Here is an 18,756-nt window from a genome sequence, read left to right as displayed (position 1 = left end):
GAGTTTCAAGCAATGATACTAGCAGGCCCGAGACCTTCGCCCGAACTTATCAAATCGCCGACTTTCGAAACAGCTGAACCGATTCATCCGGCAACTGATCGGCGCGCCGGACCGAAAGTCTGATGGTAGACGCGTCATTCGGATCCGGTGCCAATCGCGGCGAGGCGCGACCCAGCAGGAAGAAGACAAGATCCCCTGCCCGGCTTCAAACTCGTTGCCGTCAATGACGAGCTTGAAGAGGCTCGAAACCATGGCAAGGATCTGTTGTTTTCTCCTCAAGGATAGCGTTGGCGACCGTCTCCATGCGAACGGCCGAGATCTTGCGGCGCAAAATACTTTTCGGGACGGACCTGGTCATGTCGACGACATGCCAGCAATTTCTCCCAATCGATCAACATTGTTGTCTCAAACACTTGCGATCAAACCGCCATCGACACGGATGACAGAGCCGGTGAGGTAGGATGCCCGGCTGCTGGCCATGAATGCAACGACATCGGCATACTCGTGCGGATCGCCGTAGCGGCCCACAGGGATCGAGGCGGTGCTGGCGGATGAGATCTCTTCCAAAGCCTTGCCTTCCCGTTTCGCCTTCTGCTCGTCGAGGAAGGTAATACGTTGGGTGGCTACGCGACCGGGCAGGACGACGTTGACCGTTACGCCATCGCGGCCGACTTCGCCGGCCAGCGTCTTCGACCAGCCGAGAAGCGACATGCGCAGCGAATTGGAAAGTCCGAGGTTGGGGATCGGCGCGACGACACCGGACGATGTCGAGGTGATGATGCGGCCCCACTTGTTTTCGCGCATCTTCGGAAGAACGGCATCGCTGATGGCGATGACCGACAACACCATGCTGTCGAAATATTTCCGCCAACTGTCAGCGCTCTGACCGAAAACCAGCGTCGGCGGCGGGCCGCCGGTGATATTGACGAGAACGTCGACCGGACCAAGCTGGTTTTCGATGACGGCGAGGTTGGGTGCGATGACGTCGAGATCGGCAAGATCCCATCCAAGCGGCATTGCCGAGCCGCCGGCGGTGCGGATATCGACGACCGTCTTTTCCGAAGCGTCCTTATTGATGTCGGCAACTGCAACCTGTGCGCCTTCTCCGGCAAGCGTTTTGGCGATCGCTCCGCCAAGTCCGCCGCCAGCTCCCAGTACAAGTGCTGTCCTGCCCTTCAATCCCAGATCCATGGGCTGTTTCCTTTCGGTTCGGTTGTTGTCGGTTTTCCGGCGCGCGATCAGCCGGCCATCCAGCCGCCATCAACCATCAGATTGACGCCGGTCATGTAAGTCGCCATGTCACTGGCGAGAAAGGCGGCAGCACTCGCCACGTCGCGGGGCTCACCAAGCCGTGGCCACGGGGTGCGCCGTCGCGAATAGTCGAGAGCATCGGGATCGTTGGCGACACCCGGCTTGCCGGTAATGATCTTGCCCGGCGCGACCGCGTTGCAGATGATGCCGTCCTTTGCATGATCAACGGCGATCTGCCGGGTCATCTGCACGATGGCACCTTTGCTGACGCCATAAGGGAAATCGCCGGGGCAGGCGACCATGCCGTGTTGAGAGGAAATGTTGATGATGCGCCCGCGCGTGTCGCCGACAGGATCCTGCGTCAGGAATTGTTGCACCGCCCGTTTGCAGCCGTGGAAATAGCCAGTGACATTGACGGATAACACCCGGTGCCATTGTTCAGCGGTGGTCTCGATCAGATTGGTGGAGGTGTAGATCGCGGCATTGTTGACCATGACGTCAAGGCGGCCGAATTCATCAACGGCCGCAGTGATCAAAGCATCGACCTCGCTCCACCTTGAAATGTCCGTCTTGATGAACGCACCGCTGCTGCCCCGTGCGAGAATACGGCTAAGCGTCGTTTCTCCGCCCTCGATCGGGTCTTCGATGATATCCGCCACGACGACGGTTGCACCCTCTTCAGCGTAGCGCAGGGCAATGGCGCGACCGAGACCGGAGCTCGCGCCCGTCACGATAGCGATTTTCTTATCCAGCATGGGCATAAAATGCTCCTTAGTCGCCGTGCCGGACAACCCGGCCCCGGTTGGGCAATGTCAGGACGCCGTCGCGGACGATATGTTCGCCGTGCAGGAAGACATCGGTCAGCCGGCCCGCAACGACACGACCATCGAAGGGCGTGTAACCGGCACGCGTGGCCTGCAGTGCATTGGAGATGACGGTGGATTGGTTGAGATCGACGGCGATGATATCCGCATCAAGGCCCACGGCGATCGCCCCTTTCGAGCGGCCAAGTCCGAAGCGCCTCGCGGGATTGAGCGAGCACATGCGGACGAGCCCGGACAGATCAATGACGCGGCGCCCGACAAGCTCGAGCATCACGGCAAGCAGCGTCTGTAATCCGGGCATGCCGCCGGGAATATCTGCGAAGGTTGTGTAGCGCGCTGCCTTTTCGGCCGGCATATGCGGCGCGTGGTCGGTCGCCATGATGTCGATCAGGCCATCAGAGATGGCGCGGTGCAAAGCATCGACATCCCGCGACTCGCGCAGTGGTGGAGATCCCTTGAGGTTGGCACCCATGCTCGCGTAATCGTCCGCCGTGAAGAAGAGGTTTTGCGGCGTCGTCTCGACCGTCGCGTCGGCCAGATCGCGCAAACGCCGCCAGATCTCGACTCCCAATGCGGAATTGATCTGTCGGACATGGATGCGCGTGCCGGTTTCGGCAGCTGCCAGGATCGCGCGGGCAATGCCGCCAGCTTCCGCAAGCGGCGGGCGGCTGGCAAGGAAATCCTGGATGTCTCCCTTACCACCAGCTGAGGCACAGCCGGCGAGGATCGACTGGTCTCCGGGCGAAATGCCGATCAGAATGTCGAGGCCGGCGAGCCGCCGCAAGATCCGCGTGACCGCGTCGATATCAGAAAACAGATAGGCTTCGGGCACGTCTGCCGTGAAGAGCTCCAGCGAAACGGGCTTGAGGTCAAGAAGCGCGTCGAGATCTTGACCGTTCCGCTTGATCACCGCCTGGAAACCAACATCGATATGCAGCCGCTCGCGCGCCATCTCCATCTTGTCTGATAGCTGGGCGGCGGTCGCCGTCCAGGGATCGTCCGTCGGCATGTCGAGGATGGTGGTCACCCCGCCGAGAGCCGCAGCTTTCGTACCGCTCTCGAAATCCTCCTTATGCGTCAATCCAGGTTCGCGCAGATGGACATGCGCATCAATCAGGCCGGGAAGCAAAAGCCGTCCACCGGCATCGATCATTGTCCGGGCATCGGACTGCATTCCGGGCGGCAGCAATGCAGCGATGCGCCCATCGCTGATGCCCACGTCGGCCTGCCTTTCGCCATTTGCATTGATGACGGTTCCACCGGTGATCAGCGTGTCGAACATACAAGGCCCCAATCTACCAAAGCCCCGCAAGACGCGGTTCCTCATGGGTCACGACCTCGATGAGGGCTGCCTGCCCCTCTGCGACGCGTTCGAGGCCTCGCAGTAATGCCGGACGGACTTCGCCGGATTGCGTGACACACTCGCCACATCCACCAAGCGCCTCGGCGATCGGAGCATAGCTGCCGCTCATCCGGTTGGCGCCGTATTTGCGGGTGGCGATCGGCATGCTCCTGGCGTATCCGCCGAGCACGTCGTTGCGCAGCAGGACCGTCAACACCGGCAACTTGCAGCGGACTGCCGTTTCGAAGTCGATCGCCACCATACCGAAGGCGGCTTCGCCCATCAGATTGACGACCGTCGCTTCAGGCCTCGCGAGCTTCGCACCGATCGCAAAACCGAGACCGCTCCCCAGTTGCGTTGTCTTGCCCCAACCGAGATAGCTGCCGGGGACGCTCGCCGTATAGAAAGGGCAAAACTGGTCGCGGGGATTGCCGGCGTCATGGGTGACGATGGAGGTTTTCGGATCGACCGCCTGAATGATCTCCCATACGACACGATAGGGCGAAATCGGTTCGGAATCCGACGTAAGCAATGGCATCCATTTAGCAATGAATCCAGCTCGCAGCTCTGCGATCGTCCGGGCGACTTGAGGCCTTTCGGCAAGCGACAGCTGATTGTCCGCGATATGGGCGATCATCTGTTTCAGCACCGAACGCGCATCGCCGACAACGCCCTGAGCAATCGGATAGTCCTTGCCGAGATCGGCGTCGTCGAGCGTCACCTGCACGATGACCTTGTCCTCGCCAAGCGGCAGTATGTAGTAGGATCGCGTCAGGCTGGTGCCGAGCGCCAGGACGACATCGGCCTTCTCCAGAAAATGATCGACAGTGGTAGGGCGAGCGCGACCCGCCGTGCCGAGCGCAAGCGGATGATCTTCCGGAAAGCCGCTCTTTCCATTCGGTGTCGTCATCACGGGAATGTCGAGAAGTTCGGCAAACTGTACGAGTTCGGCACTTGCGCCGGCGGCGAGCACGCCCTGGCCTGCGAAGACGATCGGGTTCTTGGCCGCGAGAAGCCGGCCCACCAGTTCAGCGACCTCCCCGTCATCTGCCTGCGGGATGCTGCGACGCGGGCGCAGGTGACGGACGGGCGAACTATCGAGCTTGTCGGCAAGCAGATCGACCGGCAATTCGAGGAGGACCGGCGCCGGCCGGCCATTCCTCACACGTGAAATCGCCGCATGCATCAGCTTGGGCAGATCCTCAACCTGGGTCGCCGTCTCGCACCACTTGGTTATATGGGAAAAGTTGCGGCGTGACTCGAAATTCGGCGAGACGGCTTCGGAGCCGCGTGGGTAACCGGTCGGCAGGAAGAGCATGGGCACGCGGTCGTTGAAAGCCTGCGCAATGCCGGCAAAGGCACTTTCCGCACCTGGCCCGTATTGCACGGTGACAACAGCCAATTCCTTGCCCGATGTGGCGCGGGCGTAACCTTCGGCGATATTGACGGCGACCCTTTGCGTGCGCGCGATGAGCGGCGGAATGTCGAGTGCTGCCGAGGCGTCGAACAGTTCGCTCGCCGGAAACCCGATGATCTGCTTGACGCCTTCCTGCTTGAGGACGCCCGCAATATATTCCGCGCCGCTGAGGCTTTGCGGCTCGCAGGCCGACACGTTTCCCGTTTGCGTCTGCAATGTGTCGGCCATCTCAGGTGAGCCTTTCATGGTTATCCGCCCAGTGGCGGGCAATATCCTCGCGGCGCATGAAAGCCGCGCCCGGCGTCCGCAAGACATGCTCGATGACTTCGCGAAGACCGGAGGCCCGGTTGGGCTGGCCCATCCAGCGCGCATGGACGCCGATCGTCAGCATGCGTCCTCCGGTCTCGTCGGCTTCACCGACCATATAGTCGATCGCCGACCGACAATCCTCGGCAAAGTCGCGCGGATTGCTGTAGCCAGGCGCGATCAGGTAACGGCTGTCGTTCAGCGTCTTCGAATACGGCACGACGAGAAGCCGTGTGCCCTGATGATCCACGAAATAGGGAAGATCGTCGTTGCAGGGGTCGGAATAGTAGAGGAATCCACCCTCGCGGACGATCAGGTCGCGCGTGTTGACGCTCGGAAAGGACCGGCAGTTCCAGCCCATCGGCCGCCTGCCTGTCAGTTGCGCATAAAGGGCAATTGCCTCATGGAGCTGCCGTTCCTCATCCTCGCGCGACATCGTTGAATATTCGCTCCAGCGCAGGCCGTGACCGAGCAGATCATGGCCGCGTGCATTCATCCAGTCGACGACTGCCGGGTTCTTCTGCAAGGCGACGGCGCAAGCCGATACCGTAACCGGGATGGCGTAGCGGTCGAACAGGCGGGCAAGGCGCCATATCCCAGCCCGGCTTCCATATTCGAAATGCGTCTCGGTGCCGAGGTCACGCACCGGCGGGCTGTTCGGGATGTTGTATTCGCCCCAGTTATCGTTGCGGCCATCCTCAAGCCAGGAGTATTCCGAACCCTCCTCATAGTTGAGAACGAGATTGATCGCGAGCTTGGCGCCACCCGGCCAGGTTATTGTCGGCGGATTTGGTCCGTAGCCGACGAAGTCGCGTTGTTGGTCCTGTGCGATAACGCTCATCACTGTTCCTCGCCCTGCATTTCGTTTTCGCTGATCCAGTTCATGTAATCGTGGAAGCTCTGCTTGAGATCACGCGGCCGCCAGGGCGTATCCCGCTCGATGCGAGCTATGTCGTATGCACCCCACATGCCGTCCTTCAACGAGAGGTCCTGGACGATATTCGCCGTATCGGCCGTGTCGATCTCGACGGTCAGTCCTGGCTCCCGCTCCTTGGCCCAGGCAATCACGTCGCCGATGGTCGTCGTCTGGCCGCTGCCGATATTGTAATGGCGATAGCGCAGCCGCTCGGCATCGAGCAGCGCGGCGATCGCTTCGGCGACATCGGCCGAGCTCAGGTAGTCGCCGACCGGTTCGAGGCTGTTGGGGCGGATCGTTTCGCCGGCAAGCGCCATATGTGCGACCCGGTTCGGGACGTGTCGGAAATTGCGGCTCTCGGTCGCCCGGTCCATCGGCCCGTAAACAGAAGCCAGCCGGACGGAGGCCGCCGAGAAACCGAAGAGATCGGCATAACGATTGACGACCATTTCCGCAGCGAACTTGGAGATGCCGTAAAGCGTCAGCGGCGCGACATAGCCGTCCTCCGGCAATGGTTCGCCGCTCCAATCCGGTCCGTGATGGCGATAGACGGAACCCGAACTGACATAAATCAACCGCTTCAGGTTTGGATTCCTGCGCGCCCATTCGAGAATATGCACCGCACCCATCAGGTTGACGTCGACGATCCTGGCAGGCTGTTCTGCCTCCGGCTGCCGCTTCGCCTCCAAGGCACTGCCGCGCGAAATCGGCGTGACCGTCGCGCCGTGCACGACGTAGCGGATATCGTGATCGGCAAGAGCCGCTTCCCAGTGGTCCGGATGGCAGATATCGGCGGTGACGACCGAAAGCCTGTCGCAAACCGGAGCGAAATACCGCTCCGCCGTGGAATCAAGGTCGGCACGATCGAGAATGACGACGCGTTCATTGGGATCGCGCTCGAGCCAAGTGCGGGCGAGCACGCTCATGACAAAACCGGTACCGCCGGTAATGAGAAGGGTCATTTGCACATCCAATCCAAAGTCTTCATCAGTCCTGTCAGCGTGTTGCGTAACCGCCATCGGCCAGCAGGTCCGTGCCGGTGACGAAGGAGGCATCCGGCGAAAGCAGGAAGGCTGCCGCCGCAGCGATCTCCTGAGGGCGCGCGATGCGTCCGAGCAGATGCGCCGGACCGAGCCCGGCATCCGCGGCCTCAAGGCTCGGCCAGCGTTGCAGAAGCCGCGGCGTTGCGACCGCACCGGGAGACAGCGAATTGACGCGAATGCCATCGGCGGCGTGATCGACGGCCATAGCCTTGGAAAGATGCACGAGGCCGGCTTTGGCAGCGCAATAGGCGACAGCCTTGCCGACAGCCACATGCGCGAATTGCGAGGCGACGAAGACCACCGAGCCTGCTCCCCCGGCGATCATCGCCGGTATTGCATGTTTACTCGCAAGGAAGGCGCCCGTCAGGCTGACGTCGATTTCGAGGCGCCATTGCCGTTCCGAAAGATCGATGACGGTGCCATCGAGGGAAGGCGCAGCCGCGTTATGCACGAGACCGTCGAGTCGACCAAAACGCGAAAGGCCGGCCTCGATACTGGCTTTGACCGAAGCATCCTCCGTCACGTCGCAGGACACTGCCAACGCCCTGTCCCCGAGTTCGGCTGCCAGGATGCTTGCGCTCTCAAATGCATGATCGGCGCAGATCACCGAGGCGCCTTCGGCGATGCAGCGCCTCGCGATCGCGGCACCGATTCCGCTGGCCGCGCCCGTAAGCAGAACGACCTTGCCTTTGAGGCGTCGTGCGGTCATCGTCATGATGCCAGCACCTTGGACAGACCCTGCTGCGGTGGGAACGGCCGTTGGCGCGCGATGAACCGGCCACGGCCGGGCTCAGCCAGCACCTTGCCGTCGTCGAAAACGATGTCGCCCCGTGAGATGGTCATGACCGGCCAACCGGTGACCGTCTGGCCTTCATAAGGCGTGTAGTCGGTCGCGTGGTGCAGAAGGCTGTTGGTGATCGTGACGCGGCGGTGTGGATCCCAGATCGCGATGTCGGCATCCGCACCGACGGCAATGTGCCCCTTGCGCGGATAGAGGCCGAAGAGCCGCGCCGGGGCGCCGGAGGTCAGATCGGCGAATTTCTGCAGCGATATCCGCCCGCCATTGACTCCGGCCGAAAACAGGAGCGCCAGACGAGTTTCAATCCCCGGAATGCCGTTCGGGATGCGATGAAACGGCGTATCCGGCCCGCCGGCGATCTTGTCGGCGTAGTGCCACGGAGAGTGGTCCGACGAAAAGACTTCCAGCGTCCCGTCGAGAATACCGGCCCAGATTGCTGGCTGGTTCGACTTATCACGCGGTGGCGGTGTGCAGACGCATTTGGAACCGGACAGATCATGGGTGTCGATGTCTTCCGCTGACAGGAAAAGATATTGCGGGCATGTTTCCGCATAGATCGGCAGCCCCCTCGCCTTGGCCCGGCGGATCTCCTCGACGGCGCCGCCGGCTGCTACGTGGCTGACAAGGATTGGCGTCTCGATCAATTCCGAAAGGCTGATCGCCCGGAATGTCGCCTCACGGTCGCCGATCTCTGAATGTGCCTTTTCATGATAACGCAGCTGGGTCTTGCGCGCGGCAATGAACTTCTCCGTCAGCCACCGGATGCAGGCATCGTTTTCGGCGTGGACCATTACCATAGCGCCCTGCGACCGCGCCAGATCGAGGACGTTGAGCACCTCGTAGTCGTCGAGTTTCAGCCCCTCGTAGGTCAGATAGATCTTCATCGAGGTGCAGCCCTCGGCAATCAGCGCAGGAATTTCCTCGCGCAGCACCTCAGCAGACGGATCGCCGACAATCAGATGGAAACCGTAGTCGATGCGGGCCTTCGGTCTTGCCCGATCGTGATAATCCTCAACGATGTCACGCAGCGACTGGCCGCGCATCTGCATCGCAAAAGACACGACGGTCGTCGTGCCGCCGCACAAGGCAGACAACGTACCGGTGTTGAAGTCATCAGCCGTCGCCTTGCCTTCCCAAGGCTGCTGGTCCATGTGGCAATGACTGTCGACCCCGCCGGGAAGAACCAGGCGGTCACCGGCGTCCACCTCATTGCGCCCCTCGGGAAGATCGGCGTCGAGAGCAACGATGATGCCGTCGCGGATACCGACATCGAGCGGCCTGGTCGCATTCGGCAGCACCACATTGCCGCCGCGGATGACGAGGTCAAAAGGCTGTCTTACACTCATTCGCTTCCTCCAGATGCGAGGCATGGTTTCACGCCGACGGAAGGCTGGCGCAGAAGGTTGAAGACAGCGGCGATGGTGACGACCAGCGCTCCGCCGCCAAGCAGAAGGAAGAGCGCCTGCGGCGCGAAGCGCTCCATCAGGCCTGCGGCAATTCCCGGCGTCATGATATTGCCGACGGAGTAGATCAGCAGCAGGCAACCGGAGGCCGACACCATATGCCGGCCATCGAGCTGAGAATTGGCATAGGCGATGCCGACCGGATAAATCGTCAGCGCGACCGCCCCATAAACGAAGAACAGCCCGTAAAGCAGAGCAAGCGAATGTGTCCCGGGCCAGGCGACCGCCGCACAGAGGCAGACGGTGACAATGCCCTGCAGGAAAAGCAGCAGGCGCCTGTCCATCCTGTCCGAGAGCCAGCCCGCCGGAGCCTGCGCCAGCATTCCGCCAATGCTGAAGACTGTGACCAGCGTGACGGAGGATGCCGCGTCGAGACCGACCCGCTCGCCGAAGATCGGCGTCATCGTGTAGACGTTCATGTTGGTCATGCCGGCCTGGAAGACGGCGGCGACGGTGACGGGCGCAAGGCTCGCCAGTTGCAAGATGCCGTAGCGATGGGCCGAAGCTGCATTGCTGGTCCCCTCGATGGGCGGCGGCAACGGCAGGACAGGCCAACGTCCGCCGACGAAGTGGGCGTAAAACAGGCCCGACAGGATGACCCCAAGCACGATCAGGAAAAGATAGGGTGAATGCGGGCCTGCCGCCTGGATGAGCAATTGCCCGAACAGCGTGGCAAGCGAGGTCATCAGCATATAGAGAGAAAAATACGCTCCCCGGCTTTTGGGATCGGCATAGAGATTGATCCAACTTTCCGAAATGACGAACAATGTCGCAATCGCAAAGCCGTTGATAAGGCGCAGCCAAAACCAGGCCCACGGCGTTTCCGTCAGCATGTAGCCGCAGGCGGCGAAGGCGGCGAGCAACGTCACGGTCAAAAAAGCGCGTTCATGGCCGAGACGGGACACGAAAAAACGGGCCGACAGGCAGCCGCCAAGAAAGCCGATCGGAAATGCAGTCAGCAAGAGCTGCACGATGCCGCCATCGATTGCGGGATTGCTAAGATCAAGCGAGACGGCGGTCGTCAGCAGCGAATTGGCTGTGGCGACGACGCAGATGCTTGCCAGCACATGTCCGATCGCCCGAAACCGTGCCGCTCCATGCCAGATACCACCCATCACCTTTTCGAGATTGCGCATGGTCAGGCTTTCCCTGCCGGCAGAAGCACCGGCGGACGGGCTGCAAGCTCGCTCGCGTCGATATGGCAAAGAATGTCGTGCGTCATTGACATTTTCCGCAGCGGCGGGGCGACTGTGTCGCAGATCGAACCGATCTTGCGGTGGCACCGCGTTGCGAAACGACAGCCGGCCGGCACGTTGACGGCGCTCGGCGTCTCTCCGGAAAGACGGATGCGCTCGCGCGGAACCTCGTCGAGGCGTGGGCTGCGGATGGCCGACAAAAGCGCTTCCGAATAGGGATGGGCGCCTTCGCCGAACACTTCCTCGACGGTACCCTGCTCCATGATCTTGCCGAGATACATCACCACGACCTTGTCGGCGACGTGGCGCACAAGTGCGAGGTCATGGCTGATAAATAGCATCGTGGCGTGCTTCTCCCGCTGGATGTCGAGAAGAAGCGTCACCACTGCGGCCTGGACAGAAACATCGAGGGCCGAAACGGGTTCGTCGGCGACGATCAGCGATGGGTCGGCGGCGAAGGCTCGGGCAATCGCAATGCGCTGCTTCTGTCCGCCGGACAACTGGTTCGGCTTGCGATCGGCGACTGCGGGAGAAAGGCGAACCATTTCGAGAAGCTCGCGCACCCGCGCGTCGATCTCGGCCTTGGTCTTGCGGATGCCGAACTTCTTGATCGACCGGCGGATGGAGAAGGCTGCAGAATGCGACGGATTGAGGGTGCTATCGGGATTTTGAAAGATCATCTGGATCTGCTGCAGCATGGAGCGCGGACGCTCGCTGGCCTGCAGCGCGGCGACGTTCTCGCCGGCCATGCGGATCTGACCCGAAGTCGCCTTGTCGAGACCGGTCACGATGCGCGCAAGCGTCGACTTGCCGCAGCCGGATTCGCCGACCAGAGCGACTATTTCCGCCTTGGCTGCCTGAAATGACACGCCTTCATTGGCCTTGACTGTGCGGTTCTGGCCGATCGAATAGAAGCGGCTGACATCGTCGAGCGAAATCGCGACCGATTGCTCCGCTCGCGCCGAAGATACCGGCGGGGCGGCCTCCCGCGTCACGTCGATCTCCTGCCAGCGCGCGCAACGGACCAGATGGTCCTCGGCTGCCGGCTGCAATTCAAGCGAAGGGTCGTCACAGCGACCGGCGACGAAACCCGCGCAGCGCGGCGAGAACAGACAGCCTTGCGGCCGCTCGGACGGCAGCGGGATATGCCCGGGGATGGCCGCCAGCGCCCGGCTGCGCTTGTCGCTCGCAACATCTGGAATACAATCGATCAGGCCGCGCGTATAGGGATGTTTCGGCCGGCGAAAAACCTCGCTCGTCGTGCCCTCTTCGACCATTTCTCCGGAATACATGATGCCTAGCCGGTCGCAGCTTTCGGCAATCAGGCCGAGATTGTGCGAAATGAACAGGAGACTTGTCGAATAACGCCGACGAAGCTCGCCAATTAGATCGATGACGGCAGCTTCGACCGTGACGTCCAGTCCGGTGGTGGGTTCGTCGAGAAGCAGCAGCGACGGCTTGGCGAGAAGCGCCATGGCAATCACCACCCGCTGCTGTTGTCCGCCCGATAGCTGGTGCGGGTACCGTTTCAGCATGTCGCCGGGGTCCGGCAGGCGCACATCGTTCAGCATCGCTTCGGCCATCGCAAGGGCTTCCGCCTTCGACGCGCCGAGATGCAGGATCGCCACCTCGGCCAGCTGTGCGCCAATCGTCTTGACCGGATTGAGCGCGCTCATCGGATCCTGATAGACCATGGCGATCTGCCGGCCGCGGATGGAGCGCAGTTCGCGAGAAGATGCGCCGACCAACTCCTTGCCGTTGAAGCGGATGCTGCCGCCGGCAATCACCCCGGTATTGCCGAGATATCCCATAATGGCCATGGCGGTGGTGCTCTTGCCGCAGCCGGATTCGCCGACCAGTCCATAGCTTTCTCCCGGCATGACCCGGAAGGAGAGGTCGGGGATGGCCACCACCGTTTCGCTCTTGCCGCGAAACTCGATCCTGGCGTTGCGGACATCGAGCACGGGTTCTTCAATGACCAGGGGCGTGACGGGCATGGGCGCTCCTTGCAAATGGGGCACAGCGACGTTCATGGCTTCCAAGCCTCTCTCATGCCGTCGGCGAGCAGGTTGAAGCCAAGCACCAGGCTGACAAGGGCAAAGGACGGTATGAGGGACATGTGAGGCCAAACGTTGAGAACGGTAACGCTCTCCTTGACCATGCCGCCCCAGTCCGGGTTCGGCGGCGGCAGGCCGAGACCGAGAAAGCCGAGAATGCCGATGGTGATGATGGTATAGCCGATGCGAAGGCAGGCATCGACGATCAGCAGGCTGCGGCAATTGGGCAGGATCTCCACAAGCATGATGTAGAGCGTGCTTTCGCCGCGCAGCTTCGCCGCCGCGACATATTCCTGCTCTTTCAGACCCAACACAAGGCCGCGGGTGATGCGGCCGATGCCGGGGGCCGAGGCAATCGTCGTCGCGATGACGATGTTCATCACCGAGGGGCCGATATTGGCGATGAGGATGACGTAGATCACCAGGACCGGGAAGGCCAGAATGATATCGGAGAAGCGGCTGATGAGGATATCGATCCAGCCGCCGTAGTAGCCGGCCACCATGCCCATGGCGATCCCGACCATCATCGCGACCGCAACCGACAGCGGCGCGACCGACAGGACCGTGCGCGCGCCGAAGATCAACCGGGACAGCATGTCGCGTCCGAGGATGTCGGTCCCCATCCAGTGTGCGGCCGAAGGATAGGGATTACCCATGGCCATCACGTCGGAATCGGTTGGCGACGGAAGCGGAAGGATCGGCGCGGTCAATGCGGCGATCACCCAGAACAGCACGAGGCAGAGGCCAACGACTGCGGTGCGCGAATGAAAGATCCGCATCCAGTTCGGACGGGCTGAGCGCTTGGGGGCTGCCTTGACGGCGAATGCGGGATTGTCCTGGACGGCCATGATCCTACCTCACCCGGATGCGTGGATCGAGCAGCATGTAGCCGAGGTCGCCGAGCAATTGCGTAACGACGGCGATGGCGACCGTGATCAAGGTCGCGGCCTCAAGGGTCGCTATGTCTCCGAACAGGCTCGCTTCCAGGATGAGGCGGCCAAAGCCCGGATAGGCGAACACCAGTTCTGTGACGACGACCCCGCTGATCAGGAAGTTAATCTGCAGAAGAAGCACGGTGAACGGCGCGATCATCGCATTGCGCAGAGCATGGGACAGCACCATGCGGCGCGTGCTCATGCCCTTCAGGATTGCCGTTCTGATATAGGGCCTTTCCATCACGCCGATCATCGACACGCGGATCATGCGAGCGACATAGCCGAAATCGTAGATGACCAGCACGGCAACCGGCAGGACGAACTGATAGGCCACCGCCCAACCGCCATCGGAGTTGAGCGGGCTGGTCCCGGGAAGGATCGGCCAAAGGATCACGAACAGTGTGACCAGGAAGACGCCCGAGGCGAATTCGGGTATAGAGGTGAAGGTGATGCAGATCACCGAAAGCGTGCGGTCGAGGACGCCGCCTTCCTTGAGGCCGGACAGGATGCCGAAGACGATCGACAGCGGAACGATCAGCAGAAAGGCGAGGCCCGCCAGGATCGCTGTATTGCCGAGCCTGTCCCAGATGACGTCGTTGACCGGCAGCTTGTTTAATGTCGAATAGCCGAAATTGCCGAAATATTGAGCGCCGCGGGGATCGGTGAAGTTCAGCCCTGTGGCCGGATCCTGCAGCTGATCGGGAATTGCACCGACCAGCACCCCGAGCCAACGGCCGTAGCGTACCGGCAAGGGATCGTTGGCCTTCAGCTTTTCCGACAGCAGGTCCACCTGCTGTTGTGTTGCAAATGGACCGAGTGACTTGCGCGCAACGCTGCCGGGGGTGAATTCGCAGACGGCGAAGACGAGGAAGGATGCACAGAGCATCGTCACCAGCATCATCACCAAGCGCTTGAGGAAGAAGTTCGCCATACAGGAAACCCGCATATCCAAAGCCCGGCACCCGACCACCCGAAGGCGGCCAGGCACCGGCTGGGAGATTACGCCGCGATCGCGTATTGGTGCGCGAAGATATATTGCGAGGGATGCAGCTCGAAACCCTGGACCTTTTTGTCCATGACCGTCGAGAAAACACGCCAGAAGGGCTGAACGATCGGTCCGTCATCCTGCATGATCGCCTCGATCTTCGCCATCACCTTGCTGCGCTCCTTCGGATCGAGGATCCCCTCCGCCTGCGTCAGCAGCTTGTCGAATTCCGGGTTCTTGTAGTTGGATTCGTTCCAAGCGGCGTTCGACCTGTAGGCAAGCGACAACGTCATGATCGCCAGCGGCCGGTGGCCCCAGGCGGTCAGGCTGAAGGGCGCCGTGGTCCAGACCTCCCAATACTGGGCGCTCGGCAGCGACTTGATGTTGATCTTGACGCCGATATCGGCGAACTGCTGGGCTAGCACCTGCGCGGTGTTGAGCTCCCAGATGGGATCCGGGCGCGTGACCATGTCGAATGTGAAGCCGTTCGGATAGCCGGCGTCCGCCAGCAGTTTCTTTGCCTTTTCGATATCGCGGGGATATTTCGGCAGGGCGGCATATTCGGGATGCGACGGCGCGACGTGATGGTCTTCGGCCGGCGAGCCCGCGCCGAGAAGCGCAGTCTGGATGACCTTGTCGCGGTCGACCGCAAGCCGCATCGCCTGGCGGACACGCTTGTCCTTGAACTGCTCCACTTCCGGATGCATGCGAGCAACGACGGTCTGGGTCGTTTCGACCTTATAGACCGAGACATGCGGGAAGTTCTTCATCGCGTTGATCTGGACGGCATCGGCTTCCGACAAACCATCGACCTGCTTGGACGCCATGGCCGCAATGCCGGCACCGGGATTGTCGCCGAGATCGACATATTCGAAGGTATCGAGATAGGGACCCTCACCCCAATAGTCACTGCGGGCCTTGTATTTGGCGCCTTTGCCGACTGTGTATTCTGTCATCACAAAAGGACCGGTGCCGTTGCTGTCGGGACCGAACGCGCCTTTCTCGGCGGGGTCGAGAATGAACATCGGATAGTGATAAAGATGTTCCGGCACTGCGATCTGCGGTGCATAGCAGTTGAGGCGCACCGTATAATCATCGACTTTTTCGATCGCGTTGTCGGCCCACAGTTTGCTCGACTTTTTCGGATTGCCTTTCGCATCCTTCTCGCCCGCATCATATTCCTGAACGAGATAGCCTGTGAAGAGACCGAGCACGGAGGAACCGACTTTCGGGTCGCTGACTCGCTTCAGGTTCCAGACGACATCGTCAGCCGTCAGCGGGCGACCGCCCTTGCGCCATTTGACATCCTTGCGGATATGCAGCGTCCAGGTTTTCAGGTCATCGCTGACATCCCACTTTTCGAGCAGGTAGGGATGGGTGATGTTGTTGCGGTCGGTCAAGGTCAGATATTCGCAGACCTGGCGCACGACATTCGACTTCTCCGCGAAGTCGGCCAGATGCGGATCCCTGATCTCCATGCAACGCATGCCGATCCGCAGATTGCCGCCTTTCTTCTTGTCCGCCGCGTTGGCTATGGTCGACGGTGTCGGAATGCCGGCAAGCGAATAGGCGGCTGCCGCAGACAGGCCAAGCAGCGTGGCCTTTCGCAGAAATTCGCGACGGCCGATCGAGCCATCCGACATTTGTTCGACGAGGGTCGGGATATAGGAATGCTGATTCTTGTCCAAGATGGTCATCTCCGAGTTCGCGCTTAGCTGTTCCGTGTCGTTTTTTTAAAGACCGGTCAGTGGATGTTTCCCACCGGCGCAGTCGCTGCGGACTTTTGTCCGTCAGCCGTCCGTCATCCCAAAAGTTAGGACGTGCCGATTGCTGGCAACATGCTCTGAATCGACATCTTTTCTGCGTGGTTCGACATTGTTCAAAGATGGTTCGCCTCATCGTGCCTTTCCGCTTTCCGTGTCGCGGCGGGACTTTCATGAAACCGCGTCCGATAGAACCGACCGAAATGGGAGGCTGACTCATAGCCGCAGAGCTGTGCGATCTCGCCGACCGTCAGTCGGGTATGGACCAGCAGTTCCCGTGCACGCGCCATGCGCAGCTCGATGTAAAACCTCATCGGGCTTTTTCCGAGATTGGCGTGAAAAAGGCGCTCAAGCTGCCGGAGAGACAATGCAACGCTATCGGAGAGATCGGAAATATCGAGGGGGTCGCCGAGGGTTGCTTCCATCCGACGAACAACAAAGGCGAGCTTGGCATTTCGGATACCAAACCGATCTTCGGGCGACATGCGTTGAACGTCGTCCTGACGCCTTATGCGCGCATGGTTGAACTGGTCCGAAATGAGCGCGGCGAGTTCCCGTCCTTCGACCGCAGCGATCAGGTAGAGCATCATGTCGAGCGTGACGGTACCTCCCGACGACGTTAGAAAGCGCCCGTCGATCGCAAAGATGTCGTCAGTCGCAAGGCAATTCGGGAACTCGCTGCGAAAACTCGCCAGCGACTCCCAATGGACCGCGCATCGTCGCCCTTCCATCAATCCCGCCTTGGCCAGGAAAAACACCGCAGTGCTGACTGCTCCCAAGACGCACCCTTCAGAATAGATGCGCCGCAGCCATGCAAATACGTTGGCATCATAGGCACCCGCATAGTTGATGCCGGCGCACAATATGACGACGTCGCAGCGCGGAGACAGACTGATTGCTGCGTCGGCATCGAAGCCAAGGCCGCTGCTTGAATTCACGCGTCTTCCATCGGCCGACAAAATAAGCCACTCAAACACTTTTCGTTTCGCAAGGCGGTTGCCCTGTCTGAGGGAATCGAGCGCGGCGGCAAAGGTCATCAGTGGGAATTCAGGAACGAGATAAAAGCCGATACTGATTGGGCGTTGGCCGAGCGCCAACTGCTTTAGGGAATAGCTCTGCTCCGTCATTTGCAGAGGCCTTCTGCAGATAGCCGCGCGCAACTCGCTCGTTCGGGCCAGAGAACAGTTTGCTGATGGCGAAAGATGAATCCGCAAAAATATAGCAATCGTATCTCCTTCCCGCTCGAGCATTCATTTCTCGGTCACATCGAAGCCTGCTGTCGTTCTTCCTTCGCGCGCGGCATCGGCCTGTCGCTGGTAGAGACAGGGCCGAAGCTTCTTCGGCGAGACGTTCTATACTGCCAGCCGATCACGCGGCGTTGCTGTGTTGGTGGGCACGTGACTGCGTTTATCTGTCAGCATCGTCTCGAACTGTAGCCCGACGCCGGTTAAGCCGCAGGCGGCCAGACGTTCGGCGCTCACTGCTCCATTCGTATGGAAATCCCGATGCAATCCCATTGGTATCCCAGTTCAATCGTAACAGCGACGCTTTGATTAAGTCAATCGTCTCGAGTCAGGTGAGCGGTGCAGATACCGTAAACCGGTGCAGGAAGCCGGGGGCCAGCTCGGGTTTGAACCGTGGAAAGGCTCCATTCCAACGCGTGGATCAGTTGGGGGCAGGGCTTTTGCTTCTGGGATTACCGTGTATCAATCGGCGAAGAGCCAGCGCATGAAACGTTCGCGGACGCGATCAATATGGCCGGACATTGCCTCGCGCGCCTCGTCGGGCTTCTTGTCGGCGATCGCCTGCAATACGGCTATATGTTCGAGCGCCTGTTGCTCGAAGTTTTTCTCCATTCGCACGACATGCGCCATCCTTGCTTTGTCGCGCAGATTGCGGATGTACTGAGCGAGCATCGGTTTGCCGCTGGCGTCGGCCACGAAGAGGTGGAACTCGTCGTCATATTCCCAGAATGGATCGAAGTCCAAGCCCGGGTCTGCGGCGACCGCACGGCTCTTTTCCAACATGACGTCAACGCTTCCGGGCGTGCTGCGATGAGCGGCCTGCGCGGCCGCCTCACCTTCTAGCAGCCTGCGGATGACGAGGATTTCCATCAGCTCTTCGACCGCGACCTGCCTGATGACGATGCTGCCACTCGACAGGCGTGATACCAGTCCTTCGCCGACAAGGCGGTTGATGGCGGCTCTTAACGGGGTGCGCGAAACATTGATCTGTTCGGCGAGCTTACGTTCGGTGAACACATCCCCCGGGCCAAGTTCACGAGCCAGGATGAGGCTCCTCAGATACTGATAGGCCTGTTCGGATAGTTTCGTCTGATCCCGCCCGGATGTGGGAATTGCATCGTCCTTCACATTCAATCCTTGAGATTCTTCCTCACCAAGACCCTCTTAGACGATAGGAACGCATCAAGCAATCCGCTGGGATCCCACTGGTATATT

Annotated in this window: 15 protein-coding genes; all 15 read right to left on the bottom strand. The window is 60.6% G+C overall.

Annotated features, from left to right (window positions below; all coding sequences use genetic code 11):
* Positions 1 to 405 precede the first annotated feature (405 nt).
* Positions 406 to 1,191, bottom strand: a complete 786-nt coding sequence (locus QEO92_RS28135) for an SDR family oxidoreductase (RefSeq protein ID WP_227705466.1) — start codon at positions 1,189 to 1,191, stop codon at positions 406 to 408.
* A gap of 47 nt (positions 1,192 to 1,238) precedes the next feature.
* Entirely contained in the window at positions 1,239 to 2,012 is a 774-nt protein-coding gene (locus QEO92_RS28130; protein ID WP_280107542.1) for an SDR family NAD(P)-dependent oxidoreductase, read from the bottom strand.
* A gap of 10 nt (positions 2,013 to 2,022) precedes the next feature.
* Positions 2,023 to 3,357: a dihydroorotase gene (locus tag QEO92_RS28125; RefSeq protein WP_227705464.1), complete on the bottom strand. Its 1,335-nt coding sequence runs from the start codon at positions 3,355 to 3,357 to the stop codon at positions 2,023 to 2,025.
* 13 nt (positions 3,358 to 3,370) lie between these two features.
* Positions 3,371 to 5,080: a thiamine pyrophosphate-requiring protein gene (locus QEO92_RS28120; protein ID WP_227705463.1), complete on the bottom strand. Its 1,710-nt coding sequence runs from the start codon at positions 5,078 to 5,080 to the stop codon at positions 3,371 to 3,373.
* Complete coding sequence (locus QEO92_RS28115; protein ID WP_227705462.1) at positions 5,064 to 5,981, bottom strand: allantoinase PuuE; 918 nt, start codon at positions 5,979 to 5,981, stop codon at positions 5,064 to 5,066. The genes QEO92_RS28120 and QEO92_RS28115 overlap by 17 nt, the downstream gene beginning before the upstream one ends.
* Complete coding sequence (locus tag QEO92_RS28110) at positions 5,981 to 7,018, bottom strand: NAD-dependent epimerase/dehydratase family protein (RefSeq protein WP_227705461.1); 1,038 nt, start codon at positions 7,016 to 7,018, stop codon at positions 5,981 to 5,983. The genes QEO92_RS28115 and QEO92_RS28110 overlap by 1 nt, the downstream gene beginning before the upstream one ends.
* 34 nt (positions 7,019 to 7,052) lie before the next feature.
* Complete coding sequence (locus tag QEO92_RS28105; RefSeq protein ID WP_227705460.1) at positions 7,053 to 7,814, bottom strand: SDR family NAD(P)-dependent oxidoreductase; 762 nt, start codon at positions 7,812 to 7,814, stop codon at positions 7,053 to 7,055.
* Positions 7,811 to 9,244, bottom strand: coding sequence for a dihydropyrimidinase (hydA, locus tag QEO92_RS28100; RefSeq protein WP_227705459.1), 1,434 nt, complete (start codon positions 9,242 to 9,244; stop codon positions 7,811 to 7,813). The genes QEO92_RS28105 and hydA overlap by 4 nt, the downstream gene beginning before the upstream one ends.
* On the bottom strand, positions 9,241 to 10,497 hold the full coding sequence (locus tag QEO92_RS28095; protein ID WP_227705458.1) for an MFS transporter: 1,257 nt from the start codon (positions 10,495 to 10,497) through the stop codon (positions 9,241 to 9,243). The genes hydA and QEO92_RS28095 overlap by 4 nt, the downstream gene beginning before the upstream one ends.
* Positions 10,498 to 10,499: 2 nt before the next feature.
* The gene (locus QEO92_RS28090; RefSeq protein WP_227705457.1) at positions 10,500 to 12,554 is read right to left on the bottom strand and encodes a dipeptide ABC transporter ATP-binding protein; all 2,055 of its coding nucleotides are present in this window, start codon (positions 12,552 to 12,554) and stop codon (positions 10,500 to 10,502) included.
* 32 nt (positions 12,555 to 12,586) lie between these two features.
* A complete protein-coding gene (locus tag QEO92_RS28085) occupies positions 12,587 to 13,462 on the bottom strand; it encodes an ABC transporter permease (RefSeq protein WP_227705456.1) in 876 nt (291 codons plus the stop codon).
* Between the two features lie 4 nt (positions 13,463 to 13,466).
* Complete coding sequence (locus QEO92_RS28080) at positions 13,467 to 14,480, bottom strand: ABC transporter permease (RefSeq protein ID WP_227705455.1); 1,014 nt, start codon at positions 14,478 to 14,480, stop codon at positions 13,467 to 13,469.
* 68 nt (positions 14,481 to 14,548) lie between these two features.
* Positions 14,549 to 16,231 (bottom strand): ABC transporter substrate-binding protein, encoded by a 1,683-nt coding sequence (locus QEO92_RS28075; protein ID WP_227705454.1) that lies wholly within the window; start codon positions 16,229 to 16,231, stop codon positions 14,549 to 14,551.
* Between the two features lie 182 nt (positions 16,232 to 16,413).
* Entirely contained in the window at positions 16,414 to 17,424 is a 1,011-nt protein-coding gene (locus tag QEO92_RS28070) for a GlxA family transcriptional regulator (RefSeq protein ID WP_227705453.1), read from the bottom strand.
* Between the two features lie 579 nt (positions 17,425 to 18,003).
* Positions 18,004 to 18,669: a GntR family transcriptional regulator gene (locus QEO92_RS28065; RefSeq protein WP_227705452.1), complete on the bottom strand. Its 666-nt coding sequence runs from the start codon at positions 18,667 to 18,669 to the stop codon at positions 18,004 to 18,006.
* Positions 18,670 to 18,756 lie beyond the last annotated feature (87 nt).

It is taken from the genome of Neorhizobium petrolearium, assembly GCF_029854435.1.
GTDB classification, from domain to species: Bacteria; Pseudomonadota; Alphaproteobacteria; order Rhizobiales; family Rhizobiaceae; genus Neorhizobium; species Neorhizobium petrolearium.
This window is presented reverse-complemented; position numbering and strand designations above follow the sequence as displayed.